A 16,720-nucleotide genomic window follows, 5' to 3' on the forward strand; every position below is an offset into this window, starting at 1 on the left:
GAAAGGATGATCGGCCGACCGGCCGGGAGAGGTTGACTGTCAGCATGACTCGGGCCGAGGCGCTCACCATTCCGGCGCATATCCACGGTTATCCGGCGATCGCGTTCGGCGGCTATCTCGCGGGCCTGCTGGCCGCCCAGGCCGGCGCCGACACCGTGCGTGTCGACTTCCGGCGCGCCGTCACGGTCGACACCCCGATCCTGCTCTCGCGCCCCGGCGACGGCCGCGTCACCTTCACCGCCACCGACGACACCCTGCTGGTCGAGGCCGCGCCCGCGGCGCTCACCCTCGATCCGCGGCCCGCACCCTCCTGGGCGGCGGCGAAATCCGCTGTCGAACTGGGGTTGTCGGGCGATCGGACGGTCACCGACTGCTACGGCTGCGGGCTGGCCTGCGAGCCGGGACGCGGGCTGCTGCTGTTCCCGTCGGAGCTGCCCGGCGAGCAGATGATGGCCGCCGCCTGGACCCCCGACCCCGGGCTCGCCGACGAGACCGGGGAACTCCCGCCCGAGGTGGTCTGGTCGGCGCTCGACTGCCCGGGTGGCCGGGCCGCGTTCGTCTTCTCGCGAATGGGCAGCGGGGCGTTCACCGCAGCCATGACCTCACAACAGCTACGACCGATGTACGCCGGGGCCGACTACATTTCGCACGCCTGGGTGGTGGCGCGCGACGACCGCAAACACACGGTCGCCGTGGCGCTCTCGACCGCCGCCGGCGAACTGTGTGCGCTGTCCGAAGCGCTCTGGATCGAACCGCGCCAGGGCTGAGCCGACTCGCCGGGCGCGCCACGCCGCCGAATGCCGTTGACCGCGAGTCGGACTCGCCGCAACCGCTGAGCACGGCACCGGTACTCGTGCCACACTGACCGAGTGGCAGGATCCTCGTCGCCCCAGGCCCAGACCGACGCCATGGCAGCGGTCATCGACTGGAACACCGTCGGCCCCGCGTTTCATGATTTCTGGACCAGTACCTACGCCCGCGAGGTCACCGACACCAGCCGCCTGACCGGCAGATTCCGCAGCTGGGGACAGATTCTCCGGTTCGTTGCGATGGTCGCCAGCGCCGTGGTGACGGGCCTGGCGGGCTTCGAGGGCTCCCTCATCCGGGTCGCCACCGCCTTCGCGGGCGGGATGGCCGTGGTGGCCACCGGCAGCGCCGCCATCTTCCACGCCGACCAGCGGGTGGCGACCAACCGGCGCACCCAGCAGCTATTGCTGTCCGAGGGTTGGCGCTTCGTCGCGGGTGCGGGCGATTACACCGGTGGCCCCACCGCCGCGAACGCCGCCAAGTTCCTGCTCAGTGTCGAGCAGATCCTGTCCACCTACGTCGACGACTACATCAAGACCATCGACGAACCCACGCCGGCACCCTGATCGCCGAACCGCCCCCGGACGAGATGCACCGGATCACCCTCGTCCGTGGGCCGTTGGATCAGGCGTGCTAGAGGTTTCCGACGGCGTGCTCGAGCCGCTCGGCCACCAGCTGACGCGCCTGTTCGCGCAGGGCGGGCCGGAAACCGCTGGGGTAGACCGGATCTGCGGGCACGTAGGTCTTCAGGACCTCCTTCGCCAGGGTGATCTTGTGCACCTCCGTCGGTCCGTCGGCAATGGCCATCACCTGGGCGTAGTTCATCATGTCGAGGAACGGCAGATCGGTGCTGACACCGATGGCGCCGTGCAGATGCATGGCACGCTGGGCGATGTCGTGCATGACCTTGGGCATGGCCACCTTGATCGCGGCGATGTCGTGGCGGACCTTGCGGTAGTCCTGTTCCTTGTCGATGCGCCACGCGGTGCGCAGCACCAGCAGCCGGAACTGCTCCATCTCGATCCAGGATTCGGCGATCTTCTCCTGGGTCATCTGCTTACCGCCGAGCACGCCCTTGCCCATCGGCCGCGACACCGCCCGCTCGCACATCATGTCGAAGGCCTTGCGCACCAGCGCGACCGTGCGCATGGCGTGGTGAACGCGGCCGCCGCCCAGGCGGGTCTGGGCCACGACGAAGCCGAGGCCCTCCGCACCCAGCAGCGCGTCCGCCGGAACGCGCACGTCGGTGAAACGCAGGTGGGCCTCGTGCTCGCTGAAGCCCGGGACGGTGAAGTTCCGCACGATCTCGAGACCGGGGGCGTCAGCGGGCACGATGAACATCGACAGCCGCTGATGCGGCGGCGCGTCCGGATCGGTCACCGCCATGACGATGTGGAAGGCGGCGAACTCGGCGGCGGAGTTGAACCACTTCTCGCCGTTGATGACCCACTCCTGACCCTCGCGCACCGCGCGGGTCCGGAAGGCCGTCGGGTCCGAACCGCCGGTCGGTTCGGTCATGACGTAGCACGAGCCGATCTCGCCATCGAGCAGCGGCTGCAGGTATTTCGCCTTCTGCTCGGGCGTGCCGAAGTGGGCGAGGATCTCGGCGTTGCCGGAATCCGGTGCCTGACAGCCGAAGACGAGCGGGGCCCACAGGGACGTGCCCAGCATCTCGTTGAGAAGGGCCAGCTTCAGCTGCCCGTAGCCCGGGCCGCCCAGCTCGGGTCCCAGGTGGCAGGCCCACAGCTGCTGCTGTTTCACCTTCTCCTGCAACGGTTTCATGAGCGCCCGGATCTCGGGGTTCCGACGGTCGTAGGGGTTGGGATAGAGCAGGTCCAGAGGTTCCACCTCGGTTCGGACGAACTCCGCGACCCAGTCCAGTTTCTTCTGGTATTCCGGGTCGGTCTCGAAATCCCAAGCCATGATCAGCCTTTCGTGCTCTTGCGCGGTTGGATGAGTCCGTCCAGGACGGTGGTGCAGAGAATGTCGGCGATCTCGTCGGGGGTGTGCTGCCCGTCGGGCCGGTACCAGAAGGTCACCGAATTGAGCATGCCCAGTACGCCGTTGGTGACCACGTGGTCGTCGGTGCGCAGCACGCCCGCGGCCCGGCCGGCGTCGATGACCTGCTGCCACAGCGCTTGCAGGCGGTCACGCAGCTCCTGCAGCTCCCGCGCCCGTTCGCCGGACAGCGCGGTGACGTCGCGGAGCTGGATGGCCACGGCCCGGCGATTGTCGATGATCAGCCGGACGTGGCTGTGGATCAGCTTGCGCAGCTTGGTGATCGGATAGTCGGGGCCGTTCGCGATCTGCTCGGCCTCGGCCAGCATGAGCCGGGTGTAGTCGGCGAGGATCTGCCACAGCAGCTCCTCCTTGGATCCGATGTGGTAGTACAGCGCCCCGCGCTGCACATCGGCCCGATCCCCGATCTCGGCGACGCCGGTGCCGTGGAAACCCTGCTCCGCGAACAGTTCCAGCGCCGCACGCACGATCCGATCCCGGGTCTCCCCCGGCCCGCTCGCCGAGGCGGGCGGGCGGCCGCGGCGGCGTGCCGGGACGGCGGCGGTCATCGGAATCCACCGTCCAGGGCCAGGGTCGCGCCGGTGCAGTAGGCGGCGGCGTCGGAGGCGAGGAACAGTACCGCACCGGTGATGTCGGCGGGGGCCCCGATCCGGCCGAGGGCGGTGTGCCGGGCCAGTTCGGCGCGCATCTGGGGCGGCCACGCCTTGGCGATATCGGTGTCGAAGGGGCCGCAGCGGATCGTGTTCACCCGCACCGACGGCCCGTAGGTGTGCGCCAAACCCACGGTCAGGGCCTCGAGACCGGCCTTCGCGGCGGCGTAGGGCACCGCCAGCGGTTCCGGATGCGCGGCCTCGATCGAAGATATATTTACGATCGATCCGCCGCCCGCGGCGGCCATGCGCGCGCCGATGAGCGCCGAGAGCCGGAACGGCCCCTTCAGATTCGTGGCGATCACCTTGTCGAACATGGCCTCGGAGACCTGGTCCAAGCTGGGATAGAGCAGGGACATCCCGGCATTGTTGACCAGTACGTCGACCGTCCCGAACTCGCCGTAGGCGGCCTCGGCGAGCGTCTCGCACTGCTCCCAGTCGCCCACATTGCAGGACACCGCCAACGCCCGCTGCCCGGTCTTCGCGCGCACGTCGGAGGCTAGTTCCTCACATGCCCCGAGCTTGCGGCTGGCGATGACGACATCGGATCCGGCCTCCGCGAGCGCGAGCACCATCTCGCGCCCGAGACCGCGACTGCCGCCGGTTACCACAGAGACCTTGCCGGACAAGGGTTTTCCCATGAATCACACCTTCGCTCCGAGCGACCCGAAAATGTTCCAACCAGTACATTAAATGTACCGATCGATACAATCAACCCCCATCGTTCGAGGCCCCAACCACGAGGCCGTGAAATACCGCCCGGTAACCGCGAGTAATATGACGCCCGTACTTTTTCCACCCGGCTTCTCGAAATGAGGCAGTAGATGACAGAGCGGATTCAGGTCGGCGGGCTGCAGGTTGCCAAGGTGCTCCACGATTTCGTGGAGAACGAGGCCCTTCCCGGCACCGGTGTTGATTCCGCCGCGTTCTGGTCGGGTGCCGAGGCCGTCATCAATGACCTCGCTCCCCGCAACCGCGCATTGCTGGCGGAACGCGACGACATCCAAGCCAAGATCGACGAGTGGCACCGCGCGAACCCGGGCGCAGGCTACGACAAGGCTGCCTACAAGCAGTTCCTCACCGAGATCGGCTATCTCCGTCCCGAACCGGCCGACTTCCAGATCGGTACCGAGAACGTGGACGCCGAAATCGCCACCCAGGCGGGACCGCAGCTGGTCGTGCCGGTGATGAACGCTCGCTTCGCCATCAATGCCGCGAACGCGCGCTGGGGCTCGCTGTACGACGCCCTGTACGGCACCGACGCCATCTCCGAGGCCAATGGCGCGGAGAAGGGTTCGGGCTACAACAAGGTCCGCGGTGACAAGGTCATCGAGTGGGCCCGCAACTTCCTCGACGACGCCGTGCCGCTGATCACCGGCTCGCACGTCGGCTCCACCAAGTACTCGATCGAGGACGGCGAGCTCGTGGTCGGCCTCGAGGACGGCACCGAGATCGGCCTGGCCGACAACGACGCGCTGGTGGGTTACCTGGGCGACCCGGCCAACCCGACCTCGGTGCTGCTGAAGCACAACGGCCTGCACATCGAGATCCAGATCGACCCGGCCTCGCCGATCGGTTCCACCGACACCGCCGGCGTCAAGGACGTGGTGCTGGAGTCCGCGGTCACCACGATCATGGACTTCGAGGACTCGGTCGCGGCCGTGGACGCCGAGGACAAGGTCCTCTGCTACCACAACTGGCTGGGCCTGATGAAGGGCGATCTGGCCGAGCAGGTGTCGAAGGTCGGCAAGACCTTCACCCGCACCATGAACCCGGACCGCGTGTACACCGCCCTCGACGGCAGTGAGCTTGTGCTGCACGGCCGTTCGCTGTTGTTCGTGCGCAACGTGGGTCACCTGATGACCTCCGACGCGATCATCGACGCCGCCGGTAACGAGGTGCCCGAGGGCATCATGGACGGTCTGATCACCGTCCTGATCGCCAAGCACGCCCTCAGTGGCGAGACCCAGCTCAAGAACACCCGCACCGGCTCGATCTACATCGTGAAGCCGAAGATGCACGGCCCGGACGAGGTGGCCTTCACCAACGAGCTGTTCGGCCGCATCGAGGAGGTCGTGGGCCTGCCGGTCAACACCCTCAAGGTCGGCATCATGGACGAGGAGCGCCGCACCACGGTGAACCTGAAGGCGTCCATCTTCGCCGCCAAGGACCGCGTGGTCTTCATCAACACCGGCTTCCTGGACCGCACCGGCGACGAGATCCACACCTCCATGGAGGCCGGGCCGATGGTCCGCAAGGCCGAGATGAAGGCCCAGCAGTGGATCAAGTCCTACGAGGACTGGAACGTCGACACCGGTCTGGCCACCGGCCTGCCCGGCAAGGCGCAGATCGGTAAGGGCATGTGGGCCATGCCGGATCTGATGGCCGAGATGCTGGTCCAGAAGATCGGCCACCCGAAGTCCGGCGCCAACACCGCGTGGGTGCCCTCGCCCACCGCCGCCACCCTGCACGCCACCCACTACCACCTGGTGGACGTGTTCAAGCGGCAGGCCGAGATCGCCAAGGGCGGTCCGCGCGCCACCGTCGACGAGATCCTCGAGATCCCGCTCGCCCCGAACACCGACTGGTCCGCCGAGGAGATCCAGCAGGAGCTGGACAACAACTCGCAGGGCATCCTCGGCTACGTGGTGCGCTGGATCGACCAGGGCGTCGGCTGCTCGAAGGTGCCCGACATCAAGGACATCGGCCTCATGGAGGACCGCGCCACCCTGCGCATCTCCAGCCAGCTGATGGCCAACTGGCTGCGCCACGGCATCGTCACCGAGGCGGATGTCATCGCCTCCCTCGAGCGCATGGCCCCCGTCGTCGACCGCCAGAACGCCGGCGACTCGTCGTACTTCCCCATGGCCCCGGACTTCAACGCCTCCATCGCCTTCCAGGCCGCGAAGGAACTGGTCCTCGAGGGCACCAAGCAGCCCAACGGCTACACCGAGCCCATCCTGCACCGCCGCCGCCGCGAGGCCAAGGCCTTCAACAAGAGCGTGTAGGGCAACAAGAGCGTGTAGGACACATCCGCTCCGGCGCATGAAACGAATCCCCGGTCGACCATGTCGGCCGGGGATTCGCCTTAGGCTGGCCAGAGTTCCCCGATGAAAGGCCAGGAGCCGGTGAGTGCGGCAGTCGACGACGGATACGGCTACGGGCCGTACACGGTGGAAGATCTGCATGGCCTTCCCGATGAGGGCAAGGCGCACGAACTCGTCGATGGCCGGCTGATCGAATTGTCGCCGAGCACTCGCCACGACTACCTCGCGAAGGTCCTGGCGCGCATCGTGGAACGCGCGGCGGAAGACTCCGGGACCAACTCCTACGTCCAAGCCCCGATGGAAATCTCGACACTGTCGGGCGCCCGGAAACCCGATGTGGCCGTCATGAGCGCAGCCGCTGCTAGGAACGCTCGCGACCTGGGGCTTTCCCTGTACCCCGGCGATGACGTCCAGCTTGCAATCGAGATCGTGTCGCGCGGCTCGGGCAGCGAGCGAGAAGACCGCGGCCGCAAGGCGATCGAATACGCCCGCAGCGGAATCGATCAGTACCGGCTGGTCGATTTCGACCCACATCCACGGATCCAGATCCGACGCCTCAGCGGCGGCGTTTACGGTGACCCGATCATTCTCGAGGAAACAGACGTCCTCGAGGTCTCCGACCCATTCCCGATCTCCTTCCCGTTGTCCCGCTCGGCCGACTTTTCTTGACTGTTCCTCGTCGGGTCAGCCGAACACCCTGAGAGTGAAACAGCGAGCCGCCCAGGACTTTCCAGCCCGAGGCGGCAGCTCGTCGTGTTCGAGGTCAGCCGGGAGGCTACGCCCCGGCCTCACGACCGCTGACAGCTCGCACAGGCTGATTCGATCCTTCCTATGGATGCTAGGTTTTGACTTGATGGCCATAGGAAGGAGGGCAGATGTCTCCGCGGGTTGGATTGACGACGGAGCGGGTGGTCGGGGCGGCGGCGGAACTGGTCGATGAGATCGGGTTCGAGAAGCTCACGCTGTCGGCGCTGGCCAAGCGGGTCGGGGTGAAGGACCCGAGTTTGTATGTGCATGTGCGGGGGTTGCACGACTTGCGGGTGCGGGTGGCACTGCTGGCCAGTGCGGAGCTCAATGAGCGGATCGGGGCGGCTGTGCTCGGACGCTCCGGGAAGGATGCGCTGGTGGCGTTCTCGGACGCGTATCGGGCGTATGTGCTCGAGTATCCGGAACGGTATGCGGCCACGCAGATTCGGATGGATCCGGCCGAGGTGGCCGGGGAGCCCGCGCTGCTGCGCAGTGTCGAGCTGACCGCGGCGTTGCTGCGCGGGTACGGGTTGGGAGAGGCCGAGGGGCTGGACGCAGCTCGCCTGCTGCGCAGTACTTTTCACGGATTCGCCACTCTCGAGTCGGGTGGTGGTTTCGCCCACTCGCGCTCTCCCGACGACTCCTGGCCGCACATTGTCGAGGCGCTGCACCAGACGCTGTCGAACTGGCCCACCTACCGGTAGAGGCCGGCCATCGCCGCGGTTTCGGTGGCGATGCGATCGCGGAGGGACTCGGGGGCCAGGACTTCCGCGCCGGCACCGAGGCGGAGCAGGTCGGGGACGGCGCGGTCGATGGATTCGATGGGGAGGCGGATGTCGCGATGGCCGGTGGGGGTGGGGTCGGTGGCCGAGGCGCGGGCGGACTGTGCGGTGGCGGGGTCGAGGAGTTCGGGGAGGCGCTCGAAGGTTTCGGCGGTGAGGCGGATCCGGGCCGAAAGGTGGTGGCGGCGTTGGTCGAAGGAATCCAGGTAGGCAGACCAGTAGGCGGTGAGGTCGAAGCCGGGCGGGCGGGATACCGGGTCGGGGAGGACCTCGAGTTCCATGATCCGGGAGATGCGGTAGGTGCGCGGCTGGGCGCCGGTGTGGCCGACCAGGTACCAGTTGCCGGATTTGAGGACGAGGCCGACGGGTTCGGTGGTGCGGGTGACCAGATGTGGCGTGGCCCAGCGGATGTAGGTGAAGCGCAGGGCGCGTTCGTTCCAGACGGCGTCGGCGACGGTGGTGAGGTGGGGCGTCGGCTCGGCTTCGCTGTACCAGCCGGGGGCGTCGAGGTGGAAGCGTTCGGCGACGCGGCCGGCCCGGTCGCGGAGTTCCGGGGGCAGCGCGGACATGACCTTGAGATTGGCGGCGGTGACGATCGCGCCGAGTCCGAGATCGGCCGCGGCGCTGGGGAGTCCGGCGAAGAACAGGGATCCGGCCTCGTCGGTCGTCAGCAGCTCGAGTTTCGCGCGGAAGCCGTCGAGGAGGCGGTAGCCGCCGTCGTGACCCGGATCGCCGTAGACGGGGATGCCGGCGGCGGAGAGGGATTCCATGTCGCGGTAGACGGTGCGGATCGAGACTTCCAGCTGGCCGGCGATCTCCTGGGCGGTGACCCGGTCGCGTGTCTGCAGCAGCAACAGGATCGACATGAGACGGCTGGCGCGCATAGCCGAAATTCTGCCGGAATCCACTGACACTAGATGTCAGTGAAGCCGACCTACTGTCCTCCTCGTTCCGAACGGACCCCGTCCGACCATCGAATGAGGAGACACCGCAATGCCTTTCGTCGAGACCCGCACCGGCACCTCGCTGTTCTACCGCGATTGGGGCACCGGCCGCCCGGTGCTGTTCCTGGCGGCGGCCGGGATGGACAGCACCGAACCGCGCGGCGTGATGGCCGATCTGGCCGGGCGCGGCTACCGCACCATCGCTCTGGACCGCCGCGGCCACGGCCGCTCCGATGATCCGGGGCACGGCTACGACTACGACACCCTGGCCGATGACGTCGCCGACCTGATCGACCACCTGGACCTGCGTGATCTCCTGCTGGTCGGCCATTCCATGGGCGGCGGCGAGATCGTCCGCTATCTGACCCGCCACGGCAGCGCCCGGGTGGATCGCATCGCGCTGGTGGCGGCCGCGCTGCCGTTCCTGCTGGCCACCGATGACAATCCGGACGGCGTCCCGCGCGCGGCCGCCGATGCCCTGCGCGATTCCTGGCACCACCATCAGGACCGCTGGCTCACCGGCAATGCCGATCCCTACATCGGTGCCGGCCTGCCCGGCTGCGAGGTCTCCGCGATCACCCGCGACCGCGTCCTGCAATCCATTGCGGGGATGTCGATGTGGGCAACCCTCGAATGCAACCGCGCGGTGGTCGAAACGGACTTCCGCGCCGAGATGCGCACCATCACCGTCCCGACACTGATCATCCACGGCGACTCCGACGCCTCGATCTCACTCGATTTCGGCGGCCGCCGCCAGGCCGCCCTCATCCCGCACAGCGAACTCGTCATCTACGACAACGCCCCGCACGGCCTCTACCTGACCCACCCGGAACGCCTGACCCGCGACCTTCTCACCTTCGCCGAAACCTCGATTCCCGCCCCGGCGTAGCGGATTCGGTCCAGCCCGGCTGCCGCCCACTCGCGCGATCGGGGCAGCCGGGATCCCACTGCCCATCCTTGACTCTGTACCCGGGTACAGGGTTGAGAATAGCGGTATGCGCAGTAGCGAGGTAGCCGCCCGGGCGGGCGTGAACGTGCAGACCCTGCGGTACTACGAACGGCGAGGCCTGCTGGCGGAGCCGCCGCGTTCGCCGGGCGGGTACCGCGCGTATCCCGCGGACGCGGTGACTACGGTCCGATTCGTCAAGCGGGCGCAGGATCACGGGTTCAGCCTGGACGAGGTCGAGGTGCTGCTGCAGCTCGCCGCGGGCGGCCCCGAGGACTGCGACGCGGCCCGGGAACTGGCCGAGTCCCGGATGGCCCTGCTCGCCGAGCGCATCGCCGACCTGCAACGCATGCGGCGATCGCTGGCCGAGCTGGTGGCGACCTGCGAGCGCCCGCGCGAGGACCGCTGCTGCTCATTGCTGGAGACCTTGCACGAGAGGGGAGATCGGCCGTGAAGCTCGAGATACTGCAGGTTCCGGACTGCCCGAACGTGGCAGTGCTCGAGGATCGCATCCGGCGCGCGACGGCGGGCCATCGGATCGTGCTCGAGATCAGTCACCGGTTCATCGACGACCCGGACGAAGCGGCTGCGGCAGGCATGGCCGGCTCGCCCACCCTGCTGGTCGACGGCGTCGACCCGTTCGCAGCGCCGGGCCAGGTCCCGAGTGTCTCGTGCCGCCTCTACCGGTCCGAATCCGGTGGCATGGACGGTGCCCCGACGGTCGGCGCTCTCCGCGCGGCCCTGCAACTCGAGCCGATCGATACGCCGGAGGACTCCCGGGCAGGCGAGGGCCCCTCCGCCGACTCCTGCTGCAACGACCTCAGCTTCTTCACCGACCGCGGCACCGCCCAGCGCTGGTCCGACGCGCACCCCCACCTCGACGGCACCATCCTCGATCTGCCGGACGCCCACCGACTCGGCAACGACATCTTCGGCACCCAGCTGCAGCGTCGATTCACCTTTGCGCCAACCCATATCGCTCCCGGAACCCCTCGACTACGCTCCGCACCGTCAACCACCCCGAGCACTGAGGAAACACCGATGGGTTCAACCGTCCTCGACATCGTCAACCTGATCCTGGCCCGCATCAATGCGGGCTGGTCCTGGGCCTCGTCGGGCTCGTCCGGCCCGATGCCGCTGTAACAGCGGGCCATTCGATTTCGTGAACCCCCTCGCCGCACTCGGCGGAGGGGTTCGCGCGTTTCCGCGGTCAGCTGACCACGATCACGGACTTGCCCGTGGAGTGTCCGGTGGCCAGGTGGGTGATGGCGGCTGTGGCTTCGGGGAGGGCGAAGGTTCGGTCGATGCGGGGAGCCAGCGCGCCAGCGGTGGCGAGTTCGGCCAGGGTGCACAGGGTTTCGGGTTTGGGGAGGGCCAGGAGGGACCGTAGACGGTGGCGGGTGAAGGGTGAGCGGAGTTGGGCGCGGAGGGAGCGGCCGAGGCCGCCGAACCAGCGGCCGCCGCCTTCGCCGCCGCCGAGGACCAGGGTGCCGGTGGCGGTGAGGAGGGAGCGCAGCAGTGGAAGGGTGCGGTTGCCTGCCATGTCGAGGATGAGATCGTAATGGCCGGTGAGGGTTTCGGTGGTGTAGTCGATGACGTGGTCGGCGCCGAGGTCGGTGACGAAGGCGGTGGACGCGCCCGAGCACACGCCGGTGACCTCGGTGCCGTAGTGCTTGGCGAGCTGGACGGCGAGGTGGCCGACGCCGCCGGCCGCGCCGATGATCAGCACGTGCTGTCCGGCCTCGATACGGCCCGCGTCACGCAGACCGGTGAGGGCGGTCATGCCGGAGATCGGCAGTGCCGCGGCTTGTTCGAAGCTCAGATTGACGGGCTTGCGCTGGAGTTTGACGGCGGGGGCGCAGGCGAATTCGGCGTAGGAGCCGGGGGCGGTGCCGAAAACCTCGTCACCCGGCCGGAATTCGGTCACCTGCGGCCCGACCGCTTCCACGACGCCCGCGACATCCCAGCCTCGGACCCGTTCCCGGGGCGCGCGCAGCCCGAGCGCCAGCCGGGCGATCCGGGGCTCGCCGGTCATGAAATGCCAGACGCTGGGATCCACGCCCGCGGCACGCACGCGGACGAGCACGCCGTCCTGTCCGGTGTCGGGCGTGGGAATGTCGATGTAGGACAGCATGTCGACGGTGCCGTACGCGTCTTGCGCAATAGCCTTCATGGCTGGTCTTCTTCCGGATACTCGAAGATCTCGTCCAGTGGTGCACGGAACACCCGGGCGATCTGGAATGCCATCTCCAGCGATGGCGAGTACTTGCCCTGTTCGATGGCATTGACGGTCTGGCGGGTCACCCCGAGCCGGTCCGCCAGTTCGGCCTGTGTCATCTCGCCGTGCGAGAAGCGCCGCGCGCGAATGTTGTTGGTGACCCTGGTCGGTTTCACCATGGCCAGACCCCCCGCCGGTAGGCGACGAGCTTCGCGACCGCGCTCACCACCGCGGAGAGCGTGAAGCCCAGGTAGATCGCGTTGGCGATCCAGAACCGATCGCCGTTCGCCATGGCCAGTACCAGCGCGGTGACCGCACCGAGCACGACGAAGGCATTGCCGATCTGCGTTCCGCGCCTGCCGATTTCGCGGTCGCGCTGGTCCCTGCGGTCCCGATCCCGGGATCCGATGGCCACTGCGATGCCGGCCACGATCGAGACCACGATGGACCCGCCGACCGCCCACAGCAGCGGCGCGACATAGGCCACGTCCGCCACCGCGGTGTGCCGCGCACGCGCCAGCACGACGAACAGATAGATCACGTACGAGACCACGGCCGCGACACCCAGGATCCAAGTTCGCTTCTCCTCGTAGGGCATGCGCCCAGTGTAAAGAAAACACGACTTGATGTACAGAATCTTTTACACAGCGACGAATTGCCCTTCGCCGCAAGCCATTCCATCGACTAGGGTCGAGGTATGGCCGACATCGAAGCCCCGGACCGGATCGAATCCATCGGCCCGGAGTTCTTCGCCGATCCGCACGCCCACTACCGGCGCTGGCGCGAGCACGGGCCGGTGCGGCAGGTCCGGTTCCCCGACGGTGTGATCCGCTGGGTCATCCTCGACCACGCCGTGGGCCGGGCCGCACTGTCCGATCCGCGCCTGCAGAAGGCGGCCGCGGTCAGCGACGCGCTGCTCACCCGCAAACGCGGTGTGCCACAGTCGGATCCGAATGCGCTGGCACTGCTCTCCCACATGCTCAATACCGATCCGCCCGGGCACACCCGGCTGCGGAAGCTGGTGACCCGGGCTTTCACCCCACGCCGGGTGGCCGCGCTGGGCCCGCGCATCGAGGAGATCACCGGCTCGCTGCTGGATGCTCTGGAGGGCCGGTCCGAGGCGGATCTGCTGCGCGAATTCGCCGAGCCGCTGCCGATCACGGTGATCTGCGAGCTGCTCGGTGTGCCGCTCGGTGATCGCGCGGACTTCCAGGAGTGGACCCGGGCGCTGGTCGCGGTCGCGGGCCACGACGAGGACCGGGCCCGCGCCTCCGAGGCCATGGCCGCCTACCTGACCCAGCTGGTGCGGGCGAAGGCCGCGGAGCCTGCCGCCGATCTGCTGTCCGCGCTGGCCGTCCCCGCCGACGACGGCGATGCCCTCACCGAGTCCGAGCAGGTCGGCATGGCGTTCCTGCTGCTGGTCGCGGGCCACGACACCACCGTCAATCTGATCGCCAACGGCACGCTCGCCCTGCTCCGCAATCCGGCGCAGCTGCAGGCCCTGCGCGCCGACCCCGAGGCGATTCCCGCTGCGGTGGAGGAATTCCTGCGCTTCGACGGCCCGGTGAACATGAGCACCATCCGGCACACGGCCGAACCGGTCACCATCGCGGGCACGGACATCCCCGAGGGCGAATTCGTCTTCGTCGCATTGGCCGCCGCCAACCGCGACCCCGACCGCTACCCGGCCCCCGACGCCCTGGATCCTGCCCGCGACACCACCGGCCATCTCGCCTTCGGCCACGGTATCCACTTCTGTGTCGGCGCCCCGCTGGCCCGCCTGGAAGCGCGGGTCGCCTTCGCCGCGTTGCTGTCCCGGTTCCCTGATCTGCGCCTGTCACCCGCTGCGGAGGCGCTCGCCTGGCATCCGAGCACCCTCATGCACGGGCTGCACGAACTGCCGGTGCTGCTGTAGTACCCGCCGGGATCAGCGGCCCCGCAGGGTGACCGGCAGCGCCGACGGCGAGAGCACGAAATCCCGGTTGGAGGCCCGCACCCGGTGGCCCGGCACCGGGGTGATCCGCCAGCGGGACAGCAGTGCCGCGGAGGCCAGCGCGATTTCGAGCATGGCGAAGTGGTCGCCGAGGCAGCGGCGGCGGCCGACACCGAAGGAGATCATCGCCTTCTTGGCGGTGTCGGCCGCGTTCTCGGCGGACCAGCGTTCCGGATCGAAGGATTCGGGGTGGGTGAACCAGCGCGGGTCGTGCTGAACCATGTAGGGGCTGAACATGATCGCGGCCCCCGCCGGAATGGTGACGTCCCCGACGGTCAGGTCGGCGCTGGCGTTGGCGGCGCTGATCCACGGTCCCCAGAATCGTATGGTCTCGGAGACGACCTGCTTCAGATAAGGCATGGCGGCCAGGTGTTCGGGCCGTACGTCACCGGTGCCGACCACGGCGTCCAGTTCCGCATACAGGCGTTCGGCGATGGCCGGCCGCAGGCTGACCTCGTGCCACAGCCATCCGGTGAGCGACGCCATGGATCCGACGCCGCCGGCGAGCATGAGGATGGCCTCGTCGATGATGTGGTCGTCGGACAGCCTCGCCCCGGTCTCGCTGTCGGTGTGCCGGATGAGCGCCGACACCACATCGTTGAAATCCTCGTCGCGCCTGCGGTATTCGCTCACCACCGCACCCACGGCGGCGCGCAGGTGCCGGGACTTGCTGCGCCACCGGTAGTTGGCGATGACCCGCAGTCTGCGCAGCTGCGGTGGCAGTGCGGTGCGCACGATGACCTGGCTGAGCAGCCACGGCACACTGTCGCGGATCTCGCGCCGCGCGCTGTCGCCGAAGTCGGCCGTGAACAGGGTCGCCGACACGGTGTCGAGCACCAGGCCGTGCGCCTCGTCCATGAGATTCACCCGCTGATCGACCGGTAGTGCGGCGGCCCAGGAATTGGCGATATCGGCTGCGGCTTCGGCATATTCGGCCAGCCTGCTCTGCCGCAGCGCGGGCGAGATCATGCGGCGGCGCAACCGGTGTTCGGGCCCGCGCAGCACATTGACCGCCCCGCCCGCGATATCGTCGATGGCCTCGCGCAGATCCTCCCGCTCGAACTCGGCGTCGCTGAGATTGACCTCGCGCAGCAGGTCCGGGGTGGTGAGCACGTAGCCGGTCTGGCGGCCGAAGTGCACGCGCACGATCGGCCCGAGCGCGGGCAGCGAGGTCACGAAACCGGGTGCGTCGGTGAGGGCGCGCAGACTGTGCCCGAGCACCGGCACGCTGCCCGGCGCGGTGGGGATGTCCGCCAGGCTCCGGGGCATGACGGGCGGCGGCGTGGCGGCCAACCCGGCACCCGCGTCCCGGTAGACCTCCAATACCCTTGCGATCTGGTGCGATTGGCGCACGGTGTCGACCTGACCCGCCAGTTGCGCGCGCAGCTCGGTGAGCACCGAGCGGTCCGCCGCCAGCTTGGCGAGGGTCTCGCTCAGCGCCTCGACCGACGGATCCGCCGACCGGATGCCCGCCGGCACCGATTCGGCGAGATCGGGATCGCAGTACACCACCGGAAGTCCGACGGCGGTGGCCTCGAGCAGCACCATGCCCTGGGTGTCGAATCCGTTGGAGGGGAACAGCAGTGCGTCGGCCGCGGCCATGGCGTCGAGGCAGGCGGCCTGGCTCACCCTGCCGTGCAACCGGATCCGCTCCCCGAGCCGCCGTTCCACGATGCGCCCGACGGCGGCGCCGTGCAGGTCGCCCTCACCGTAGATGTCGAGCACGCAGTTGTCGGTGCGTCGCACCGCCTCGATCGATTCCAGCAGCCGCTTCTCCCCCGACAGCCGCCCGCACCACACCAGCCGCAGCGGCCCATCCGCGGGGCGCGTCACCGCGGCATGCTCGTCGAGCAGCGTGTCGTCGACACCGTTGGACACCACGGTGATCGGGCGGGTGAGCCCGTGCGCGAGCAGCAGGTCGGCAAAGTGCCGGGTCGGCGCGATCACCTGGTCCGCGGCCTGGGCCTGCCCGCTGATCGTCCACCAGGCATGCCGAGCCGCGGCCGATTCACCGGCCCGATGCGGCATGTGATGCTCGTGCGGCACCCAGCGGCCGTGCAGTCCGCGCAGCGCCAGCGCGGTGGCGTAGGGCGCGGGCGAGGTGTGCTCGATGAAGGCGTCGTCGCGGCTCTGCGCGGTGTGCACGAGCGGAATACGGTGCCGCCGTGCCGCTTTCATGCCCGCGATGGCGACGCCGTAGGTGCTCTGGGTGTGCACGATGTCGATCGGTCCCCGAGCGGCGAATTCGGCGTCGATGAGCGCGGCATTGCGCCGGGTCGGTGCGACGACCGCGAATCCGTTCACCGCCGGAACCGGCAATGGTTGCAGCGCAACGACATCCGGATCCGGCGTGGCAGCCGGATCGGGCACGGTGAAAACGGTGACCCGGTGCCCGGCGCGTTCGAGTCCGCGGCGCAGCCCGGTGACAGCGGTCTGCACCCCGCCGAGCGAGGCCGGATGGTAATCCACGAACATGGCGATGTGCATCAGCGCAACCCTACGCAGCGCCGCCCCTCGGTGAAATGCCCACATTTCCTGCGTCTGGACGCCGGCCCGCAGCGCACCCC

The 16,720-nt window shown here is 68.4% G+C and carries 17 protein-coding genes; 9 read left to right on the forward strand and 8 right to left on the reverse strand.

Annotated features, from left to right (window positions below; translation table 11 throughout):
• Positions 1–44 precede the first annotated feature (44 nt).
• Together ACQP1O_RS26765 and ACQP1O_RS26770 are read left to right on the forward strand one after the other, a co-directional pair.
• Complete coding sequence (locus ACQP1O_RS26765) at positions 45–767, forward strand: PaaI family thioesterase (protein WP_433561206.1); 723 nt, start codon at positions 45–47, stop codon at positions 765–767.
• A gap of 102 nt (positions 768–869) precedes the next feature.
• Positions 870–1,373: a DUF4231 domain-containing protein gene (locus ACQP1O_RS26770; protein ID WP_433561207.1), complete on the forward strand. Its 504-nt coding sequence runs from the start codon at positions 870–872 to the stop codon at positions 1,371–1,373.
• Positions 1,374–1,440: 67 nt separating this feature from the next.
• Here the strand turns inward: ACQP1O_RS26770 and ACQP1O_RS26775 are convergent, their stop codons facing one another.
• The 3 genes from ACQP1O_RS26775 to ACQP1O_RS26785 are packed head-to-tail and all read right to left on the reverse strand — an operon-like array spanning position 1,441 to position 4,117.
• Entirely contained in the window at positions 1,441–2,730 is a 1,290-nt protein-coding gene (locus tag ACQP1O_RS26775; RefSeq protein WP_433561208.1) for an acyl-CoA dehydrogenase family protein, read from the reverse strand.
• A gap of 2 nt (positions 2,731–2,732) precedes the next feature.
• Positions 2,733–3,374: a TetR/AcrR family transcriptional regulator gene (locus tag ACQP1O_RS26780; RefSeq protein WP_433561209.1), complete on the reverse strand. Its 642-nt coding sequence runs from the start codon at positions 3,372–3,374 to the stop codon at positions 2,733–2,735.
• Positions 3,371–4,117, reverse strand: coding sequence for an SDR family NAD(P)-dependent oxidoreductase (locus tag ACQP1O_RS26785; RefSeq protein ID WP_433561210.1), 747 nt, complete (start codon positions 4,115–4,117; stop codon positions 3,371–3,373). The genes ACQP1O_RS26780 and ACQP1O_RS26785 overlap by 4 nt, the downstream gene beginning before the upstream one ends.
• Positions 4,118–4,300: 183 nt before the next feature.
• Between ACQP1O_RS26785 and ACQP1O_RS26790 the strand changes: the two genes are divergently transcribed.
• From ACQP1O_RS26790 to ACQP1O_RS26800, 3 genes are all read left to right on the forward strand, one after another.
• Positions 4,301–6,484 (forward strand): malate synthase G, encoded by a 2,184-nt coding sequence (locus ACQP1O_RS26790; protein ID WP_433561211.1) that lies wholly within the window; start codon positions 4,301–4,303, stop codon positions 6,482–6,484.
• A gap of 102 nt (positions 6,485–6,586) precedes the next feature.
• Complete coding sequence (locus tag ACQP1O_RS26795; protein ID WP_433561212.1) at positions 6,587–7,192, forward strand: Uma2 family endonuclease; 606 nt, start codon at positions 6,587–6,589, stop codon at positions 7,190–7,192.
• Positions 7,193–7,398: 206 nt separating this feature from the next.
• On the forward strand, positions 7,399–7,974 hold the full coding sequence (locus tag ACQP1O_RS26800) for a TetR/AcrR family transcriptional regulator (protein WP_433561213.1): 576 nt from the start codon (positions 7,399–7,401) through the stop codon (positions 7,972–7,974).
• Here ACQP1O_RS26800 and ACQP1O_RS26805 read toward each other — a convergent pair.
• Positions 7,965–8,936, reverse strand: a complete 972-nt coding sequence (locus ACQP1O_RS26805) for a helix-turn-helix transcriptional regulator (protein ID WP_433561214.1) — start codon at positions 8,934–8,936, stop codon at positions 7,965–7,967. The genes ACQP1O_RS26800 and ACQP1O_RS26805 overlap by 10 nt on opposite strands.
• 109 nt (positions 8,937–9,045) lie before the next feature.
• On the opposite strand from ACQP1O_RS26805, the gene ACQP1O_RS26810 reads away from it, so the two are divergent.
• The 3 genes from ACQP1O_RS26810 to merB all read left to right on the forward strand — a co-directional run bounded on the left by ACQP1O_RS26810 (position 9,046) and on the right by merB (position 11,085).
• Positions 9,046–9,885 (forward strand): alpha/beta fold hydrolase, encoded by an 840-nt coding sequence (locus ACQP1O_RS26810; protein WP_433561215.1) that lies wholly within the window; start codon positions 9,046–9,048, stop codon positions 9,883–9,885.
• A 106-nt stretch (positions 9,886–9,991) separates the two neighbouring features.
• Positions 9,992–10,396 (forward strand): MerR family transcriptional regulator, encoded by a 405-nt coding sequence (locus ACQP1O_RS26815; protein ID WP_433561216.1) that lies wholly within the window; start codon positions 9,992–9,994, stop codon positions 10,394–10,396.
• Positions 10,393–11,085, forward strand: coding sequence for an organomercurial lyase (merB, locus tag ACQP1O_RS26820; protein WP_433561217.1), 693 nt, complete (start codon positions 10,393–10,395; stop codon positions 11,083–11,085). The genes ACQP1O_RS26815 and merB overlap by 4 nt, the downstream gene beginning before the upstream one ends.
• 67 nt (positions 11,086–11,152) lie before the next feature.
• Here merB and ACQP1O_RS26825 read toward each other — a convergent pair whose 3' ends face one another.
• The 3 genes from ACQP1O_RS26825 to ACQP1O_RS26835 are packed head-to-tail and all read right to left on the reverse strand — an operon-like array spanning position 11,153 to position 12,758.
• Entirely contained in the window at positions 11,153–12,115 is a 963-nt protein-coding gene (locus ACQP1O_RS26825; RefSeq protein WP_433561218.1) for an NAD(P)-dependent alcohol dehydrogenase, read from the reverse strand.
• A complete protein-coding gene (locus ACQP1O_RS26830; RefSeq protein ID WP_433561219.1) occupies positions 12,112–12,339 on the reverse strand; it encodes a helix-turn-helix transcriptional regulator in 228 nt (75 codons plus the stop codon). Before ACQP1O_RS26830 ends, ACQP1O_RS26825 begins: the two co-directional genes overlap by 4 nt.
• Entirely contained in the window at positions 12,333–12,758 is a 426-nt protein-coding gene (locus ACQP1O_RS26835) for a hypothetical protein (RefSeq protein ID WP_433561220.1), read from the reverse strand. The genes ACQP1O_RS26830 and ACQP1O_RS26835 overlap by 7 nt, the downstream gene beginning before the upstream one ends.
• Before the next feature lie 99 nt (positions 12,759–12,857).
• On the opposite strand from ACQP1O_RS26835, the gene ACQP1O_RS26840 reads away from it, so the two are divergent.
• Positions 12,858–14,075, forward strand: coding sequence for a cytochrome P450 family protein (locus tag ACQP1O_RS26840; protein WP_433561221.1), 1,218 nt, complete (start codon positions 12,858–12,860; stop codon positions 14,073–14,075).
• Between the two features lie 12 nt (positions 14,076–14,087).
• On the opposite strand, the gene ACQP1O_RS26845 is transcribed toward ACQP1O_RS26840, so the two are convergent.
• Positions 14,088–16,640, reverse strand: coding sequence for a cytochrome P450 (locus ACQP1O_RS26845; protein ID WP_433561222.1), 2,553 nt, complete (start codon positions 16,638–16,640; stop codon positions 14,088–14,090).
• Positions 16,641–16,720 lie beyond the last annotated feature (80 nt).

Origin of the sequence: Nocardia sp. CA-151230 (assembly GCF_050942175.1) — a bacterium.
In the GTDB taxonomy this organism is placed as follows: Bacteria; Actinomycetota; Actinomycetes; order Mycobacteriales; family Mycobacteriaceae; genus Nocardia.

Coding starts and splice junctions, on each gene's coding strand:
- ACQP1O_RS26845 (WP_433561222.1), bottom strand. CDS start 16,640: ATGCACATCGCCATGTTCGTGGATTACCATCCGGCCTCGCTCGGCGGG.
- ACQP1O_RS26810 (WP_433561215.1), top strand. CDS start 9,046: ATGCCTTTCGTCGAGACCCGCACCGGCACCTCGCTGTTCTACCGCGAT.
- ACQP1O_RS26805 (WP_433561214.1), bottom strand. CDS start 8,936: ATGCGCGCCAGCCGTCTCATGTCGATCCTGTTGCTGCTGCAGACACGC.
- ACQP1O_RS26840 (WP_433561221.1), top strand. CDS start 12,858: ATGGCCGACATCGAAGCCCCGGACCGGATCGAATCCATCGGCCCGGAG.
- ACQP1O_RS26825 (WP_433561218.1), bottom strand. CDS start 12,115: ATGAAGGCTATTGCGCAAGACGCGTACGGCACCGTCGACATGCTGTCC.
- ACQP1O_RS26830 (WP_433561219.1), bottom strand. CDS start 12,339: ATGGTGAAACCGACCAGGGTCACCAACAACATTCGCGCGCGGCGCTTC.
- ACQP1O_RS26795 (WP_433561212.1), top strand. CDS start 6,587: ATGAAAGGCCAGGAGCCGGTGAGTGCGGCAGTCGACGACGGATACGGC.
- ACQP1O_RS26775 (WP_433561208.1), bottom strand. CDS start 2,730: ATGGCTTGGGATTTCGAGACCGACCCGGAATACCAGAAGAAACTGGAC.
- ACQP1O_RS26785 (WP_433561210.1), bottom strand. CDS start 4,117: ATGGGAAAACCCTTGTCCGGCAAGGTCTCTGTGGTAACCGGCGGCAGT.
- ACQP1O_RS26800 (WP_433561213.1), top strand. CDS start 7,399: ATGTCTCCGCGGGTTGGATTGACGACGGAGCGGGTGGTCGGGGCGGCG.
- ACQP1O_RS26765 (WP_433561206.1), top strand. CDS start 45: ATGACTCGGGCCGAGGCGCTCACCATTCCGGCGCATATCCACGGTTAT.
- ACQP1O_RS26835 (WP_433561220.1), bottom strand. CDS start 12,758: ATGCCCTACGAGGAGAAGCGAACTTGGATCCTGGGTGTCGCGGCCGTG.
- ACQP1O_RS26815 (WP_433561216.1), top strand. CDS start 9,992: ATGCGCAGTAGCGAGGTAGCCGCCCGGGCGGGCGTGAACGTGCAGACC.
- ACQP1O_RS26790 (WP_433561211.1), top strand. CDS start 4,301: ATGACAGAGCGGATTCAGGTCGGCGGGCTGCAGGTTGCCAAGGTGCTC.
- ACQP1O_RS26780 (WP_433561209.1), bottom strand. CDS start 3,374: ATGACCGCCGCCGTCCCGGCACGCCGCCGCGGCCGCCCGCCCGCCTCG.